Source organism: Thermostichus lividus PCC 6715, from assembly GCF_002754935.1.
Lineage (GTDB): Bacteria > Cyanobacteriota > Cyanobacteriia > Thermosynechococcales > Thermosynechococcaceae > Thermosynechococcus > Thermosynechococcus lividus.
The window spans coordinates 1,802,355-1,815,594 of record NZ_CP018092.1 but is presented as its reverse complement, the minus strand read 5'-3'; the positions used below and the strand labels follow the sequence as shown (position 1 = coordinate 1,815,594).

Annotated in this window: 11 protein-coding genes and 1 pseudogene; 5 read left to right on the top strand and 7 right to left on the bottom strand. The window is 56.0% G+C overall.

Annotated features, from left to right (window positions below; translation table 11 throughout):
* Positions 1 to 21: 21 nt before the first annotated feature.
* Both mraY and BRW62_RS09015 read right to left on the bottom strand, forming a co-directional pair.
* Positions 22 to 1,131, bottom strand: coding sequence for a phospho-N-acetylmuramoyl-pentapeptide-transferase (gene mraY, locus BRW62_RS09020; protein ID WP_099799153.1), 1,110 nt, complete (start codon positions 1,129 to 1,131; stop codon positions 22 to 24).
* A 58-nt stretch (positions 1,132 to 1,189) separates the two neighbouring features.
* Positions 1,190 to 1,435, bottom strand: coding sequence for a DUF3134 family protein (locus BRW62_RS09015; RefSeq protein ID WP_099799152.1), 246 nt, complete (start codon positions 1,433 to 1,435; stop codon positions 1,190 to 1,192).
* 207 nt (positions 1,436 to 1,642) lie between these two features.
* On the opposite strand from BRW62_RS09015, the gene BRW62_RS09010 reads away from it, so the two are divergent.
* Positions 1,643 to 1,963 carry a hypothetical protein gene (locus tag BRW62_RS09010; RefSeq protein WP_198405976.1) on the top strand — a complete coding sequence of 107 codons (321 nt, stop codon included), beginning with the start codon at positions 1,643 to 1,645 and terminating at the stop codon, positions 1,961 to 1,963.
* 78 nt (positions 1,964 to 2,041) lie between these two features.
* Here BRW62_RS09010 and BRW62_RS09005 read toward each other — a convergent pair whose 3' ends face one another.
* The 4 genes from BRW62_RS09005 to BRW62_RS08990 all read right to left on the bottom strand — a co-directional run bounded on the left by BRW62_RS09005 (position 2,042) and on the right by BRW62_RS08990 (position 7,018).
* The gene (locus tag BRW62_RS09005) at positions 2,042 to 4,543 is read right to left on the bottom strand and encodes a sigma 54-interacting transcriptional regulator (protein WP_099799151.1); all 2,502 of its coding nucleotides are present in this window, start codon (positions 4,541 to 4,543) and stop codon (positions 2,042 to 2,044) included.
* Entirely contained in the window at positions 4,540 to 5,610 is a 1,071-nt protein-coding gene (gene ruvB, locus BRW62_RS09000; protein WP_099799150.1) for a Holliday junction branch migration DNA helicase RuvB, read from the bottom strand. Before ruvB ends, BRW62_RS09005 begins: the two co-directional genes overlap by 4 nt.
* Before the next feature lie 26 nt (positions 5,611 to 5,636).
* A complete protein-coding gene (ilvC, locus tag BRW62_RS08995; RefSeq protein WP_376787919.1) occupies positions 5,637 to 6,653 on the bottom strand; it encodes a ketol-acid reductoisomerase in 1,017 nt (338 codons plus the stop codon).
* Between the two features lie 77 nt (positions 6,654 to 6,730).
* Positions 6,731 to 7,018: an RNA recognition motif domain-containing protein gene (locus BRW62_RS08990; RefSeq protein WP_099799148.1), complete on the bottom strand. Its 288-nt coding sequence runs from the start codon at positions 7,016 to 7,018 to the stop codon at positions 6,731 to 6,733.
* A gap of 234 nt (positions 7,019 to 7,252) precedes the next feature.
* Here BRW62_RS08990 and mnmA point away from each other — a divergent pair, with 234 nt between their 5' ends.
* The 4 genes and pseudogenes from mnmA to BRW62_RS15275 all read left to right on the top strand — a co-directional run bounded on the left by mnmA (position 7,253) and on the right by BRW62_RS15275 (position 11,929).
* Positions 7,253 to 8,356, top strand: a complete 1,104-nt coding sequence (mnmA, locus tag BRW62_RS08985) for a tRNA 2-thiouridine(34) synthase MnmA (protein ID WP_099799147.1) — start codon at positions 7,253 to 7,255, stop codon at positions 8,354 to 8,356.
* A 25-nt stretch (positions 8,357 to 8,381) separates the two neighbouring features.
* A complete protein-coding gene (locus tag BRW62_RS08980) occupies positions 8,382 to 8,612 on the top strand; it encodes a DNA-directed RNA polymerase subunit omega (RefSeq protein ID WP_099799146.1) in 231 nt (76 codons plus the stop codon).
* A gap of 34 nt (positions 8,613 to 8,646) precedes the next feature.
* Entirely contained in the window at positions 8,647 to 9,312 is a 666-nt protein-coding gene (locus BRW62_RS08975) for a hypothetical protein (RefSeq protein ID WP_198405975.1), read from the top strand.
* Positions 9,313 to 9,336: 24 nt separating this feature from the next.
* A pseudogene (locus BRW62_RS15275) lies at positions 9,337 to 11,929 on the top strand (TIGR03960 family B12-binding radical SAM protein).
* Here BRW62_RS15275 and BRW62_RS08965 read toward each other — a convergent pair.
* Positions 11,926 to 13,044 (bottom strand): geranylgeranyl reductase family protein, encoded by a 1,119-nt coding sequence (locus BRW62_RS08965; protein WP_099799145.1) that lies wholly within the window; start codon positions 13,042 to 13,044, stop codon positions 11,926 to 11,928. The pseudogene BRW62_RS15275 and the gene BRW62_RS08965 sit on opposite strands and share 4 nt — an antisense overlap.
* Positions 13,045 to 13,240 lie beyond the last annotated feature (196 nt).

The following is a 13,240-nucleotide window of genomic DNA, read 5'->3' as shown; positions in this document are numbered from 1 at the left end:
TTTCGGATGTGAGTGCGCAGATCAGGTGCGCTGAACCAACCAGCCCAGCAACCCTAAAACAGCGACCACGGCATAGAAAGTGCTCACCACCTGCAATTCCGACCATCCCCCCAACTCAAAATGGTGGTGCAAGGGTGCCATCCGCAACAGACGTTTACCAACCCCATCAGGTCCTTTGGTGGCTTTGTAGTAGAGGACTTGAGCGATCACCGAAAGGGATTCCACAAAAAATAGGCCACTGACAATGAAGAGTTGCCACAACTGCTGACTGGCTAACCCCAACCCCGCTAGCACTGCCCCTAGCGCTAACGAGCCGGTATCCCCCATAAAAACCCGCGCTGGATGGTGGTTGTGCCAAACAAAGCCAAGACAAGCCCCACTCATGGTGGCTGCGAGAATTTGCAGATCGGGGTGAGTGCCCATGATTGTTCCAAGGGCAAGCAGGGCGATCGCTGCGGTGCCGCCCGCTAAACCATCAAGACCATCGGTAAGGTTGAGGGCATTCCCCTGCGCCATTGGCACAAAAACTGCTAGGGGAATAAACCCAACCCCCAGCGGCCACACCCAGCCCCAAGGTGCAGTAATGGTTGTTGCCGCCGGTTGAGTGCCCACTAGCCATGCACAAAAAAGCGCAGCCCCCACCGCTTCCAGAAGCAACCGCAGCCGCGCAGACATCCCCCTATTGGATTTGCGTCGTAACACTTGCCAGTCATCCCACCAGCCAATGGCAGCGTACCAAACCGCCAGCAGGGCGATCGCCACCACCGACCCTGAGAGTTGCCCCACAGCCAGAGATGCCCAGAGGACAGCTAAGAGTAACCCTGTGGGTACAAAAAAAATCCCCCCCATTGTCGGCGTACCCGACTTTTTCAGGTGAGATTGGGGGCCATCTTCACGAATCACCTGTCCCGTTTTTAGCTGCCGCAGTAACGGCACAACCCCAACACCGATCAGCACTGTCAAAGTAAAGCTCACCAGCAGTGGCAAGGTCAAGGTTTGCAGGGGTGCGTCCCAGCGATCGCCACCGACATCATAGGCAACGGCAGCCATGAGTAAACCCGCACTCAGGAGGCCAAACAGCCACCGCCCAGTCAAGAACTGCGGTGCCACAGCCGTTTTTGTTGGGGGCATTGTTGCTTCACCAGCGCATCACTCTAATAGTTAGGAATAATTTAGGCGTGTTTACCCGTTATTCATCCAACCCCAGATCATCCTCTTCTTCATAGTCAGCGGCACTATCGCTGACAAACTCTTCAATTTCTCCCATATCGTCTAGGCTGCTCTCTAGGATGGGATCGGCTTCGTTACCATCGCGGGCAATGAACCGTCCTGTTTGCTGAAGCCATTCAAGAATCGAGCGATCAGAACGTCCCGCTGAGGTGAGATTCTTTTGCGAGATAGGCTCTTCGTACAAGGAAGGATTGTGTAGGGTCATAGAAGGCTATCGAAGACTACTGTGTTTTTAGGATTATGCACCATTGTTCATCCTAGCCTGTTCGGGGCTGATTTTGGAGCACCGCCCACAGGACGTGCAGTTCTGTGGGTGGCAACGTTGGCAGTGGCACATTCCAAGGAACCGATCTAGAGTGTAAGCGTCACTAAAGAAATCAATTCAATATTTTGTTACATGAGGGACGTTTTTATGCGGATGCAAGCCATTAGTTTTCTAAGTTTGAGTTATTTGTCCCTTGGTGTAGCAAGTACGGCGATCGCCGCACCCTACCCGCCGGAAGTGGTTTCACGGTTTACAACGGAGTGCGCAACCGCCTTAAAGGAACAGGTGCCACAAATGGCAAACTATGGCAATGCCTATTGCAGCTGTGTGATTAACGAGTTACAAACCTCGCTGTCGTTAGACGAATTTAATGCGATTGGCCAGAACGTCCAAGCCAATGCCAGCCCTGAAGTACGGCAAATGCTCACCAATACAGCGCAAACCTGCTTACAGCGGGTCACACAGTAAGAGGTACTGGCTATGCGGCTTACCGAGAAACTAGCAAGTTCCCCCTCGAGATCAGGTCAAGCCTGATCTTGCAACTACTTAGAGGCTCAAAAGGGTGCTGATCATGACGGCAGTGCCCACAATTCCTAGGCACTGTGGCCAAAGGGCGCTTAGGGGGAGCCGACTAATTTTTTGGGTCAACAGTAGGCTAGCAAGGGTGCTCACGATCAATGCCGTAGTTTGCAAAAAAGCAACTACTGCTGGGTGAGCACTCCACTGAAAAGGTGTCCCTGCACTCAGGCCAAAGGTAGCCAAGGTAACCGGCCAAAGGTGACCGGCTTCGCCCAAACCAAGGGGCAAGTAGTAGGCAAGGTTAGCCCCCAGCACCAGCGGCAAGTAACCGTAGGCTAACCGGATAAAGGGTTGAGGGGAGCCCCAGAGTCGCTGCCCTTGGTGCAACACCCACGCAATAGCACCGGGCACCGCCAACGTCAGGGTGGCGATCGCCGCCTTTACCAGAAATGGTGCCTGAGGCTGATGGCACCACACCAATACCTGTGGCAGGTGGTGCAGCACCACCGCTCCTAACAGGAGAAACAGCAGGCAGACTTCGTAGGCGGTAGGGGTATGACTCGTCCAAAGTTCAATGGCTGGCGGACGCAAATTTAGCTCCACCGAGCGGTGGGGGCACGCCTTCAGGCAGGTCATACACAGGACACAGTTGCGGTTGTCCGTCAGTTGTGCCGGATGAGAATAGATGGGGCAGCCGCCAGTCTCTTGACCTTCTCCAAGGGCTGGCCCGCCTTTATAGCACTGGTAGGTGGTGCAACTGGCGGCGCAGATTCCCCGCTGGGCACGCAGTTCAATGATAGAGAGCTTGGCAAACAAACCATTCATCCCACCAATGGGGCAAAGGTAGCGGCACCAAAAGCGGCGTTCGTAAAGCTGCGAGAAAATGACTGCCCCAGCAGTGATCAGGATCAGAAGCCAACTAGACAGATAGGCAGTATTGGGAAGATCCCATAGTTCCTCCCACAGCAGAATGGCCGTAAATAGGGCAAACAACATCCAGCCACCCCATTTTTCCGCCAGAGGGCGCGGCCAAGACCCTAAGCGGCGCGGCCAAAGTTTCAGGGAGAGTGTTTGCAGCAGTTCACCATAGATCATGAAGGGGCAAACGGCACACCAGATACGACCTAAAAAGGGAAAGATCAACAGGGAGAGCGGCCACCACCATGCCCAAAATAGGTTCAAGGCAAGATTGTGCTCACGGTCTTGTGGCCCCCACAGGCCAATGGCCACAATGAGGGGAAACGCCCACAGCATCAGGCCATAGTTGAGGCGATCGGGCCACCACGGACTGCGGAGGAGGTAACGCAACTGCGGGTAGGCATTGAGGAGATTCCAGCGGAAACGGCGCTGCTTGACCTGTTCTGGCCAAAAAACTTCCTCTGTCAGGAGGCTGGCACCATTGGCTTGGAGAATGGCGCGCTCCACGAGGCTGGCTAATTCCCGTAGGTTGCCCGGAAAGTCATAGCTTTGTAGTCGCCGCAGTGCTTCAGGGGTGATGCGGGGTTTGGGAATGCGTTTACTGCGGCAGCAGAGGGTGATGTAGTAGTTGACGAGGGCTTCAATATCCGCTTTGGTGACCCGGAGGGGCGGTACTCGGATGATGTGGTGAACGAGATCTTGGCAGTTGCAGTCTTTTTTCTCGGCAATGAGGATAATACGTCCCTGAAACAGTCGCGCTGTAGTGGTTGTGTCGCTAACGGGCAGGTACTCACGGCTCTGTAGCAACCGCCGCAGTTGGGGGTAGAGGGCGTTTGGCCACTCGTGAACGTTATTGAGAATGAGCGTCCCTTCGTTCAACCAATCTAATAGTCCTTGCTTGCCGCCTGCTTTGCCAAAGAGTTCGGCACCATTGGCTGAGAGGGTGCCGCAGTTCAATTGAATGAGGGGTTGGCGGCGATCGCGTGAGCCATAGTGAATCAGCGCAGCAATGTTGTCTTTCTCAAGCCCTGGCTCCCCAAAAATGAGTACGGAGTGGCGATCGCCTGCGGCCTCTTTAATCGCGTGGCGCAGCCGGATAGCATAGCGACTGCTGCCGACGATGCCCTGTTTGACCCGCGGTACCAGATAGGGGCGCAGAGCCATTTGACGCTGCTGTTCGTAGGCCAGTTGAGCCGTTACATCCGCTAGGGCACCGCTGAGGTGCTGGGAAATGCTTTGCCGCAGTTCGGGAAATTGATCAGCAAGGCGGTTAAACACGTCCCGCGAGAGGGTCCACACTTCACAGTCGCTGAGGGTAATCACCGTGTGGGGTGTTGGCTGATCAAGCACTAACTCTGGCCAGTGCAACACGGTGCCGGGTGGCAGCGTCATCACTTGGGCAGGACTATCCGTAGTGGTGTGGTAGGCTTCGAGCTGCCCTGATTTCAAGATGTAAAGAGTGGTAACGGCTTGATCTTCGAGCACCAGCCGCCGATTCGCAGCAATCTGCTCTTGGCGACAGGCAGCGGCGATCGCCTCTAGAGCGGCCAACGATAGAGACCCAAAGGGGGTATGGCGCTGCAGCCACTCTAACCGATCTGAGAGGTTCACGGTTCAGGCTCCAATAATGGGAATTGGCGAGGGCGATACCCCAAGTGCTGCCATGCTTGAGGGGTGGCCATCCGCCCGCGGGGGGTGCGTTGCAGGTAGCCCATCTGCATCAGGTAGGGTTCGTACACTTCCTCAATCGTTTGTACATCCTCTCCCGTTGCAGCAGCTAAGGCATCAATCCCCACCGGTCCCCCTTGATAAGATTCAATTATCACACTCAGCAGGCGGCGATCGGTCCAGTCCAGCCCTGCTGGATCAACGTTAAACAATTCCAACGCCGCGATCGCCACGGCCAAGGTAATTTCACCACTATGTTTGACGGCCGCATAATCGCGCACCCGCTTCAGAAGCCGAATGGCAATGCGGGGGGTTCCCCGACTGCGGCGGCCAATTTCCAGCGCTGCCTCAGGGGTAATGGGGGTTTGCAAGATCACTGCTGTGCGCTCAACAATCTGCTGCAGCTCCGCAGGTTGGTAAAAGCGGAGTCGCTGGACTAACCCAAACCGATCCCGCAACGGCGAGGTCAGGGCACCGGCACGGGTGGTGGCCCCCACTAGGGTAAAGCGGTTAAGGGAAAGCCGCCGCGAGCGCGCACTTTGGTGCTTGCCCACGGTCAGATCAAGGTAAAAGTCTTCCATCGCCGGATAGAGCAGCTCTTCAGTCATCCGCGAGAGGCGATGGATTTCATCAATAAATAAAATATCGCCGGGCTTGAGGTTAATTAACAGGCCAACAATGTCGCGGGGGCGCTCCAGCGCAGGGGCACTGGTAATCTTGCAATTCACTCCCATTTCCGCAGCCAAAATCAAGGCGATCGTGGTTTTCCCTAGCCCCGGCGGGCCATAGAGCAGCAGGTGATCTAGGCTTTCTTGGCGAGACTTAGCCGCTTGAATGGCAATTTCTAGAACATCTTTAAGTTCTTGCTGGCCGATGTACTCAGCCAACGACTGGGGGCGCAGCGAGTCTTCGCTGGTGGACTGCTGTTCCTCAGAATTCAGAGCCGCAGACAGCAAGGATGGGGAGGGCGATCGCTCCGGCGAGGGATTTTGGGAAGAAATAATCGCCATCCCGACCTCCTAGGTAGCTACCCTCCCTAGGTGCGTTTTAGCCAGCTAAACATTGACCGCAGTTCCTGACCCACCTGCTCAATGGGGTGCTCTGCTTCCCGGCGGCGCATGGCCGTAAAGCCCGGCTTACCTGCCATATTTTCTAGGACAAATTCGCGGGCAAATTGCCCGGTTTGAATTTCATGAAGAATTTTGCGCATTTCGGCGCGGGTGTCATCGGTAATAATGCGCGGCCCACGGGTGAGGTCGCCATACTCAGCAGTGTTGGAGATGCTATCGCGCATCTTGGCCAAGCCCCCTTCCACAATAAGATCCACAATCAGCTTCACTTCGTGGAGGCACTCAAAATAGGCCAGTTCCGGTTGGTAGCCAGCACTGACAAGGGTTTCAAACCCTGCCTTGATTAGGGCGCTCAGGCCGCCGCACAGAACCACTTGTTCCCCAAAGAGATCGGTTTCTGTTTCTTCGCGGAAGGTGGTTTCCAAAATACCGGCGCGGGTGCCACCAATACCTTTGGCGTAGGCCATAGCCAAATCCCGTGCTTGACCACTGGCATTTTGATAGACCGCAAATAGACAGGGCACCCCTTCCCCTTGATCGTAGGTGCGCCGTACCAAATGGCCGGGGCCTTTGGGGGCAATCATGACCACATCGACATTGTCGGGGGGGACAATTTGGCCAAAGTGAACGTTGAAGCCATGGGCAAAGGAGAGGACATTGCCGGTTTGCAGATTGGGGGCAATCTCCTGTTCATAGACGACCCGCTGCACCTCGTCAGGAAGGAGGATCATAATCCAGTCGGCTATTTTGGCAGCCTCGGCTACAGGGTGAACTGTCAGACCATCGGCGCGGGCACGCTCTGCAGAACGACTGCCAGCATAGAGCCCAACGACAACCTTCAGACCGCTATCCCGTAAGTTGAGGGCATGGGCATGACCTTGAGAGCCATAGCCAATGACTGCGATTGTTTTGTCCTTGAGAAGCTCAAGCTGGGCATCTGCGTCGTAATACATGCGTGCCATAGTGACTGTTTTCCTTTCCAATTGCTTGCAGCAGGTCGTTACTGTGTCTCTACTACCTTAGTTCTGAGTAGAGTCGGTAAGGTGCAACGTTAGCGAGCTTAGCGGTTCCGCGAAAAGCGATTGCCCCCACTGCCTGCCATGGCCTCGCGCGGGCGTGCCTTATTGACCTTCAGTTGCCGCCCCATCCACTCAGCACCATCGAGATCGGCGATCGCTGCATCTTCTTCAGCATCTGTGGACATTTCCACAAAGCCAAAGCCACGCTTGCGACCGGTTTCCCGATCCACTGGTAAATAGACTTGTTTGACGGCTCCGTATTCGGCAAATACGGCCTCTAAATCTTCCTGAGTGGCCGTGTAGGAAAGGTTGCCGACATAAATAGACATAATCTGATCTGCTCCAAAGCAAAAGTTGAACCATACGTTGACGCTGACTTCGGAGAGATGACTGTCACGTAACCAACCTTCCCTAAGACCGAACTCATGAATCGCTCTACCTAAATACTCAAGCGGCGATTACTCGCCAACCTTGCCTATTGATTATAGCTGATGGTGCGCCTCTGCCGCCGCTGAAAAGAGAATGCTAGGCTAAAAGAGGGGTATTTTTTGTGAATCTTAACAATGTCAGGATTAGCAGCGGTTGTGGTTGGTTTGTCGGGAGGGGTCGATAGCTCTGTGGCGATCGCCTCCTTGAAGCAACAGGGCTATCCGGTGGTGGGGTTAACCCTATGGCTGATGAAGGGTAAAGGACAGTGCTGCTCTGAGGGGCTGGTGGATGCGGCACGGCTGTGCGAGGAGTTGGGGGTAGCGCACCACATTGTTGACAGCCGCGAAATCTTTGAAAAATACATTGTGGACTATTTGGTTAGCGGCTATGCCAGTGGCATTACCCCTTTGCCCTGCTCCCAGTGCAACCGCATGGTCAAGTTTGGGCCGATGCTAGCTTACAGCCGTGCTGAATTAGGGATTGACACTATCGCCACCGGTCACTACGCCCAGGTGCGCTATAACCCCAATAGCGATCGCTACGAACTCTGGCGGGCGGTGGATCGCCACAAGGATCAGAGCTACTTTCTCTACGATCTGCCCCAAGAGATTCTTGCCCATGTCCTGTTTCCCTTGGGGAGCCAAACCAAAGATCAAACCCGTGCCCTTGCGGCGCAGTACGGCCTGCACACCGCCACCAAACCGGACAGCCAAGATCTATGTCTGATTGAGGCACACGGTTCGATGCGCCAATTTTTAGAGCAGTATCTGCCACCCACCCCTGGGGAGGTTGTGGACCTGAGCGGACGTGTCCTCGGGCATCATCAGGGTATCCATCATTACACCATTGGTCAGCGGAAGGGGTTGGGGATTGCGGCGGCGGAACCCCTGTACGTTGTGGCGCTGGATCGGGTGCATAACCGGGTGATTGTTGGCGATCGCGCCAGTGCTGTGCGCGGGGAATGTACCGTGGCGCGAGTGAACTGGGTATCCATTGCCCCCCCGCAATATCCCCTCAAGGTAGAGGTGCAAATTCGCTATCGCACCCCAGCGGTGCCGGTGACGGTTCTGCCCACCGCTGACCCTGAACAAGTAAAATTAGTGTTTGCAGATCCCCAGTTTGGGGTGACCCCCGGCCAAGCGGCGGTCTGGTATGAGGGCGATCGCCTTTTGGGGGGTGGGATTATCCAACCCGTTGCCGAGGATGAAACCACGAGCAATGGCCTAGGATCCCGGTGAACCAAAACCATTAAGGAGTTACCCCATGCAAAAACGCTTGAACTATTCTGCCTCGGATATTATGCGCCGTGCCGAGCAATTGATCCAGCACTCGTCCAATCGCTACCGCATTACGGTGCAGATTGCCAACCGTGCCAAACAGCGGCGAGGGTTAGACGCCTCCGAGGACTTTGATGATCTGCCGCTGAAGCCAGTGATCCGTGCCATCATTGAAATGTCGGATGAAATTGCCCAGCCCGAGTTACTGGCAGATTAAGACCACCCTTGCGCAGGAATCTTGGAGGTATGGCATGAGCAGGCGGCGGTGGGGTCATTTTTTTGCGGGTCTAGGGCTGGGCTGGCTCTTGGTGGGTCTGTGGTTTGGCGCTATCTCGGTGCGATCGCAGCCTGCTCCACCGGCTACAGGTGCACAACTTCTGATCAATCCGCGCCAAGTGGCTGAAGCCCTCTACCCAGAACTGCCCGATTTTCCGAAAGCAAATCACTATATCCGCCAAGATAACCGCCGCCCGGCGCCGGAAAGTACCCTTTTAGAGCGGTTTATTGTCTATCACACTACCGTAAAAGGGCGATCGCCCCTATCTCGCTTTGATTGGTTGATTTCCCTAGCGGACTACCTCGGGGTCAATGATGTCCTACGCCCGGAAACCTACCCGGGGCGAACCTACTTAACCACAAACCCGATGGAGCAGGATGTGGCGGCCATTCGCCAATTGAACCGCCAGCAGCGCCAAGCCTTGGTTAACACCCTAACGGCCTTCTATGCCCGACAGGCGGGGTTACCCACGACCACACCCCAACTCCCCCAAACGGAGGTGCTACCACAGCCGGTGCCTAGGAATCCCTCTGGTTCTGTGTTGCCCCCTATCCCCCAGCCGGGCGGAGCCACCCTGCTCACTCCAGCGGAGCCACCGCGCCCCCAGCCCACTGGCGATGCTCGTTTTTTACTGCCCTAGCCCCTTCTGAGTTGGTCTTAAACTATGGCTATTCCCGTTGCTGAACTGCTGAGTACTGATATTCTCAAGCCCGCCCGCTATCTGGGCAATGAATTGGGGGCAGTGCGTAAACCTTGGGACGCGGCCACGGTTCGCTGGGTACTCAGCTACCCAGAAATCTATGAAGTCGGTGCCTCCAACCTTGGGCACATTATTCTTTACAACATTCTCAATACGGTGCCCGATCAGCTTTGCGATCGCGCCTACTTACCCGCTGCGGATCTGGCGCAAAAACTGCGTACCACCCAAACACCGCTGTTTGCTGTTGAGTCCCGCCGCCCGCTGGCGGACTTTGACCTGATTGGCTTTAGCCTTAGCTACGAATTGGGGGCAACCAATATCCTAGAAATGTTGGATTTAGCTGGGCTACCCCTGACGTGGGCTGAGCGGCAACACACCACCGAGATACCCCTGATCTTTGCCGGCGGGCAAACCGCCACCTCCAACCCAGAACCCTACGCTGATTTTTTTGATTTCTTTGCCCTTGGGGACGGCGAGGAACTGCTACCGGAAATTGGCCTAGTGGTGGCAGACGCGAAGCGCGCCGGTCTCAGCCGCCAAGAGACTCTATTAGACCTAGCGCAAGTGCCGGGGGTTTATGTCCCCCAGTTCTACGATCGCCAACCGGATGGTGCCGTTGTCCCCAATCGTGCCGATGTTCCAGAACGGATTTTGCGCCGCGTGGCTACCCCTCTACCCGCCTATGCCGTTGGCTTGGTGCCCTACGTCGAGACGGTGCACGATCGCCTGACGGTGGAAATTCGCCGCGGCTGTACCCGGGGCTGTCGGTTTTGCCAACCGGGGATGCTCACCCGTCCTGCCCGGGATGTGGCTCCAGATGAGGTGATTGCCGCCATTGAAACCGGGATGCGAGCAACCGGTTATAACGAGTTTTTCGCTGCTTTCGTTAAGTTGTTCCGATTATTTAGCCCTGCCCGCAGTGGGGGTCGAAATTAAAAATCGCCTCCGGCATGAGCAGATCTCCTTGTCATTACCCAGCCAGCGGGTGGATCGCTTTGACGAAAACATTGCCCACATTGTCGGCGGCACCCGCCAGAGTAGCTTAACCTTTGCCCCGGAGGCAGGAACGCAACGACTGCGGGACATCATCAATAAGGGGCTAACTAATGAAGAGTTGCTGCGGGGGGTCAAAACCGCTTACGAGCAGGGGTGGGACAAAGTCAAGCTCTATTTTATGATTGGCCTGCCCGGGGAAACCGATGCCGATGTGCTTGGCATTGCTGAAACCATCCGCTGGCTCAAACGAGAATGCTGGATGAAAGGCCGCAAACCCCTGAATTTTCATCTGACGATCTCTAACTTTACCCCCAAGCCCCACACACCTTTTCAGTGGCATGCGGTCTCCACGGCTGAGTTTGAGCGTAAGCAGGCGCTCCTGAAGGCGGAGTTCCGCACCATTCGCGGCCTCAAGGTCAACTTTACCGATGTGCGCATCTCTGCGATGGAGGACTTTGTCGGTCGCGGCGATCGCCAACTTGGGGCAGTGATCCGCCGCGCATGGGAGTTAGGGGCGCGCGAAGATTCATGGTGGGAAAGCCTAGATCGTGCCTATGCCGCCTGGACGCAAGCGATCGCCGAGGCAGGGCTAGATTGGAAATACCGCCAACTCGAAGCCGGGGAGTGGAATGTCTTTAGTGGCGAAGCTGCCGCCTTGGATGCGCCCCTCCCTTGGGATCACATTGACACTGGCATTAGCAAAGCGTGGCTCAAAGAGGATCTCCAGCGTGCCCTCGCCGCAGTTGTGGTTCCTGATTGTTCCTTTGCTGGCTGCTCCCACTGTGGCGTGTGTGGCCTTGACTTTGGCCATAATGTTGTGGTGCCACCGCCCCCCATTCCTGCGATTCAAGAGCAGTGCCGTCCTCCTCAGGAGCGGGTTCAACGCCTCCGCCTCACCTTTGGCAAAGTGGGCAGCATGACCCTCATCAGCCATCTTGATCTGCTACGGCTGCTGGAGCGAGCCGTGCGCCGTGCTCAGCTACCGATTGCCTTTAGTGGTGGGTTTCATCCTGCACCGCGCATTGCCACCGCCAGTGCCTTGCCCCTGGGGATGGCCAGTGAAGGTGAACTTGTGGATCTTGAATTTCACCAAGCGGTTGATCCAGAGGTTGTCCTCAGCCAGTTGCGGCAGCAGCTACCGCCAGAGTTACCCCTTTATCGCTGTGAGGTGGTGCCTTTGAGCGCGCCTGCTGCCAGCCAAGCCCTTGTGGCCGCCACTTACGAACTGCTGATTTGCGCCCCAGACGAGTGTTCCCTGCCGGAGTGGGAGGAGGTTCTACAGACCCTGCGAGCGACCGCTGAGGTGCCCTACGAATTAACCACTAAATCCGGCAAATCGAAGATCATTAACCTGCGCGATCGCCTCCTCGAGATTGCCCTTACCCCAGAGCAACCCCATTGGCCAACCCTACGTTTAATCTATAAAGGCGTGTGCCGCAATGATGGCACCTTCTTGCGGCCTGAACACTGCCTGCACTTACTGGAAGTCGCCAGTGGGCGATCGCTAGTGTTACAGCGGGTGACCCGTCGGCAGTTGCACCTTGAGAGCTGTTCCCCCTAACGTCCGGGGATAAAGGCAGTGCTCAGACGCTTCATGGCATTAGCCGCAATATCGCGGTAGCGCAGCTCACCGCAGAGCACCTGCCCCAGTCGCCGAGTGGCGGAGGGACGTTTCATGGCTAAACGGTATCCCACACCGGGCATCCGATGAAAGAGTCCGGCGAGGCGTTGTGCCCACGCTAGATCGGTGCCCCACTCGTTCTGGAGGCGTTGGCTATAGTTGGGCAGCGCGGTCGGGTCTCCTGCTAAGGCCGCATCAATGGCTTCTGCTGCACACATGCCACTGTAGAGCGCCGGACGAATGCCCTCTGCGGAAAAGGGATCCACTAAACCCGCTGCTTCCCCTACTAAAAGGGCGTGCTGAGTGTGCAAGGGCTGTGCCCCTTCCCACACACAGAGGGGATGGTACTGAACGTGGCTGTTTGCCATTGCTAGGTTATGGGCGGCGCAGTACTGCTGCAACACGGGTTCCCAATCAGTGCGATCGCCCCCCCGTAACACCCCTACCCCTACGGTGCGCAACTCGCCGCTGGGAAAGCTCCAAAGAAAACCATTTTTGACCAGACCAAATTCAAAATGCACGGCGCGATCGCCCCCCTCATTGGGCACGGTCATCACCGCTGCGGTACGAACCACCTTTGGCTTAAAACCTAGCCATTGCGCCATTTGACTGTTCGCACCATCGGCAGCGATCACATAGGCCGCCCGATAGGCCGCAGTTGGCGTATGCACCGACCAGTGATCGCCTGTAAAGTCAATCCCCGTCACCGTGGTGTTATCGCAGACCGTTACCCCTAACCGTTGCCCTTGCTGCAACAGAAAGTGATCAAACACAGACCGCTGCACAATCCAAATGGGGTCTGGAATATTCAGTTCCCGCTCTACGGCATCCTCTAGCTTCCATGTGTAGCGAACTGTACGGGTGGTCTCCACGATGGCAGGGCTAAAGTCAAAGTCAAACCACTGCGCCACTGCGGGTGAGACCCCACCAGTGCAGGGCTTAGAGCGCGGCAGTGGGCATTTTTCCAACACCAAGACCGATCGCCCCCGCTGCGCAAGGTGATAGGCAGCTGCACCGCCCGCTGGCCCACCGCCAACAATAATACAGTCGTACATCGCTGTTGTGCTTACTCCCACAAGCTCCTATCCTTTTTTGATCCTCTCTATCTAACCCTGACGGGTATGATTGGAGAGGGTTAGTTCACTAGAGGCTGAGCTAGGGATTGACATACTTCCACGGCTAAAGCGCGTGGGCTTTAGGGCAGCAGTTGTAACAAATCCCACCATTCTCCCTCGACCCTCTGCGCAAGCA

Bases quoted from the DNA above. Each gene is read 5' to 3' on its own strand.
- mraY (WP_099799153.1), bottom strand. From the start codon at position 1,131: ATGCCCCCAACAAAAACGGCTGTGGCACCGCAGTTCTTGACTGGGCGG.
- BRW62_RS09015 (WP_099799152.1), bottom strand. From the start codon at position 1,435: ATGACCCTACACAATCCTTCCTTGTACGAAGAGCCTATCTCGCAAAAG.
- BRW62_RS09010 (WP_198405976.1), top strand. From the start codon at position 1,643: ATGCGGATGCAAGCCATTAGTTTTCTAAGTTTGAGTTATTTGTCCCTT.
- ruvB (WP_099799150.1), bottom strand. From the start codon at position 5,610: ATGGCGATTATTTCTTCCCAAAATCCCTCGCCGGAGCGATCGCCCTCC.
- BRW62_RS08990 (WP_099799148.1), bottom strand. From the start codon at position 7,018: ATGTCTATTTATGTCGGCAACCTTTCCTACACGGCCACTCAGGAAGAT.
- mnmA (WP_099799147.1), top strand. From the start codon at position 7,253: ATGTCAGGATTAGCAGCGGTTGTGGTTGGTTTGTCGGGAGGGGTCGAT.
- BRW62_RS08980 (WP_099799146.1), top strand. From the start codon at position 8,382: ATGCAAAAACGCTTGAACTATTCTGCCTCGGATATTATGCGCCGTGCC.
- BRW62_RS08975 (WP_198405975.1), top strand. From the start codon at position 8,647: ATGAGCAGGCGGCGGTGGGGTCATTTTTTTGCGGGTCTAGGGCTGGGC.
- BRW62_RS08965 (WP_099799145.1), bottom strand. From the start codon at position 13,044: ATGTACGACTGTATTATTGTTGGCGGTGGGCCAGCGGGCGGTGCAGCT.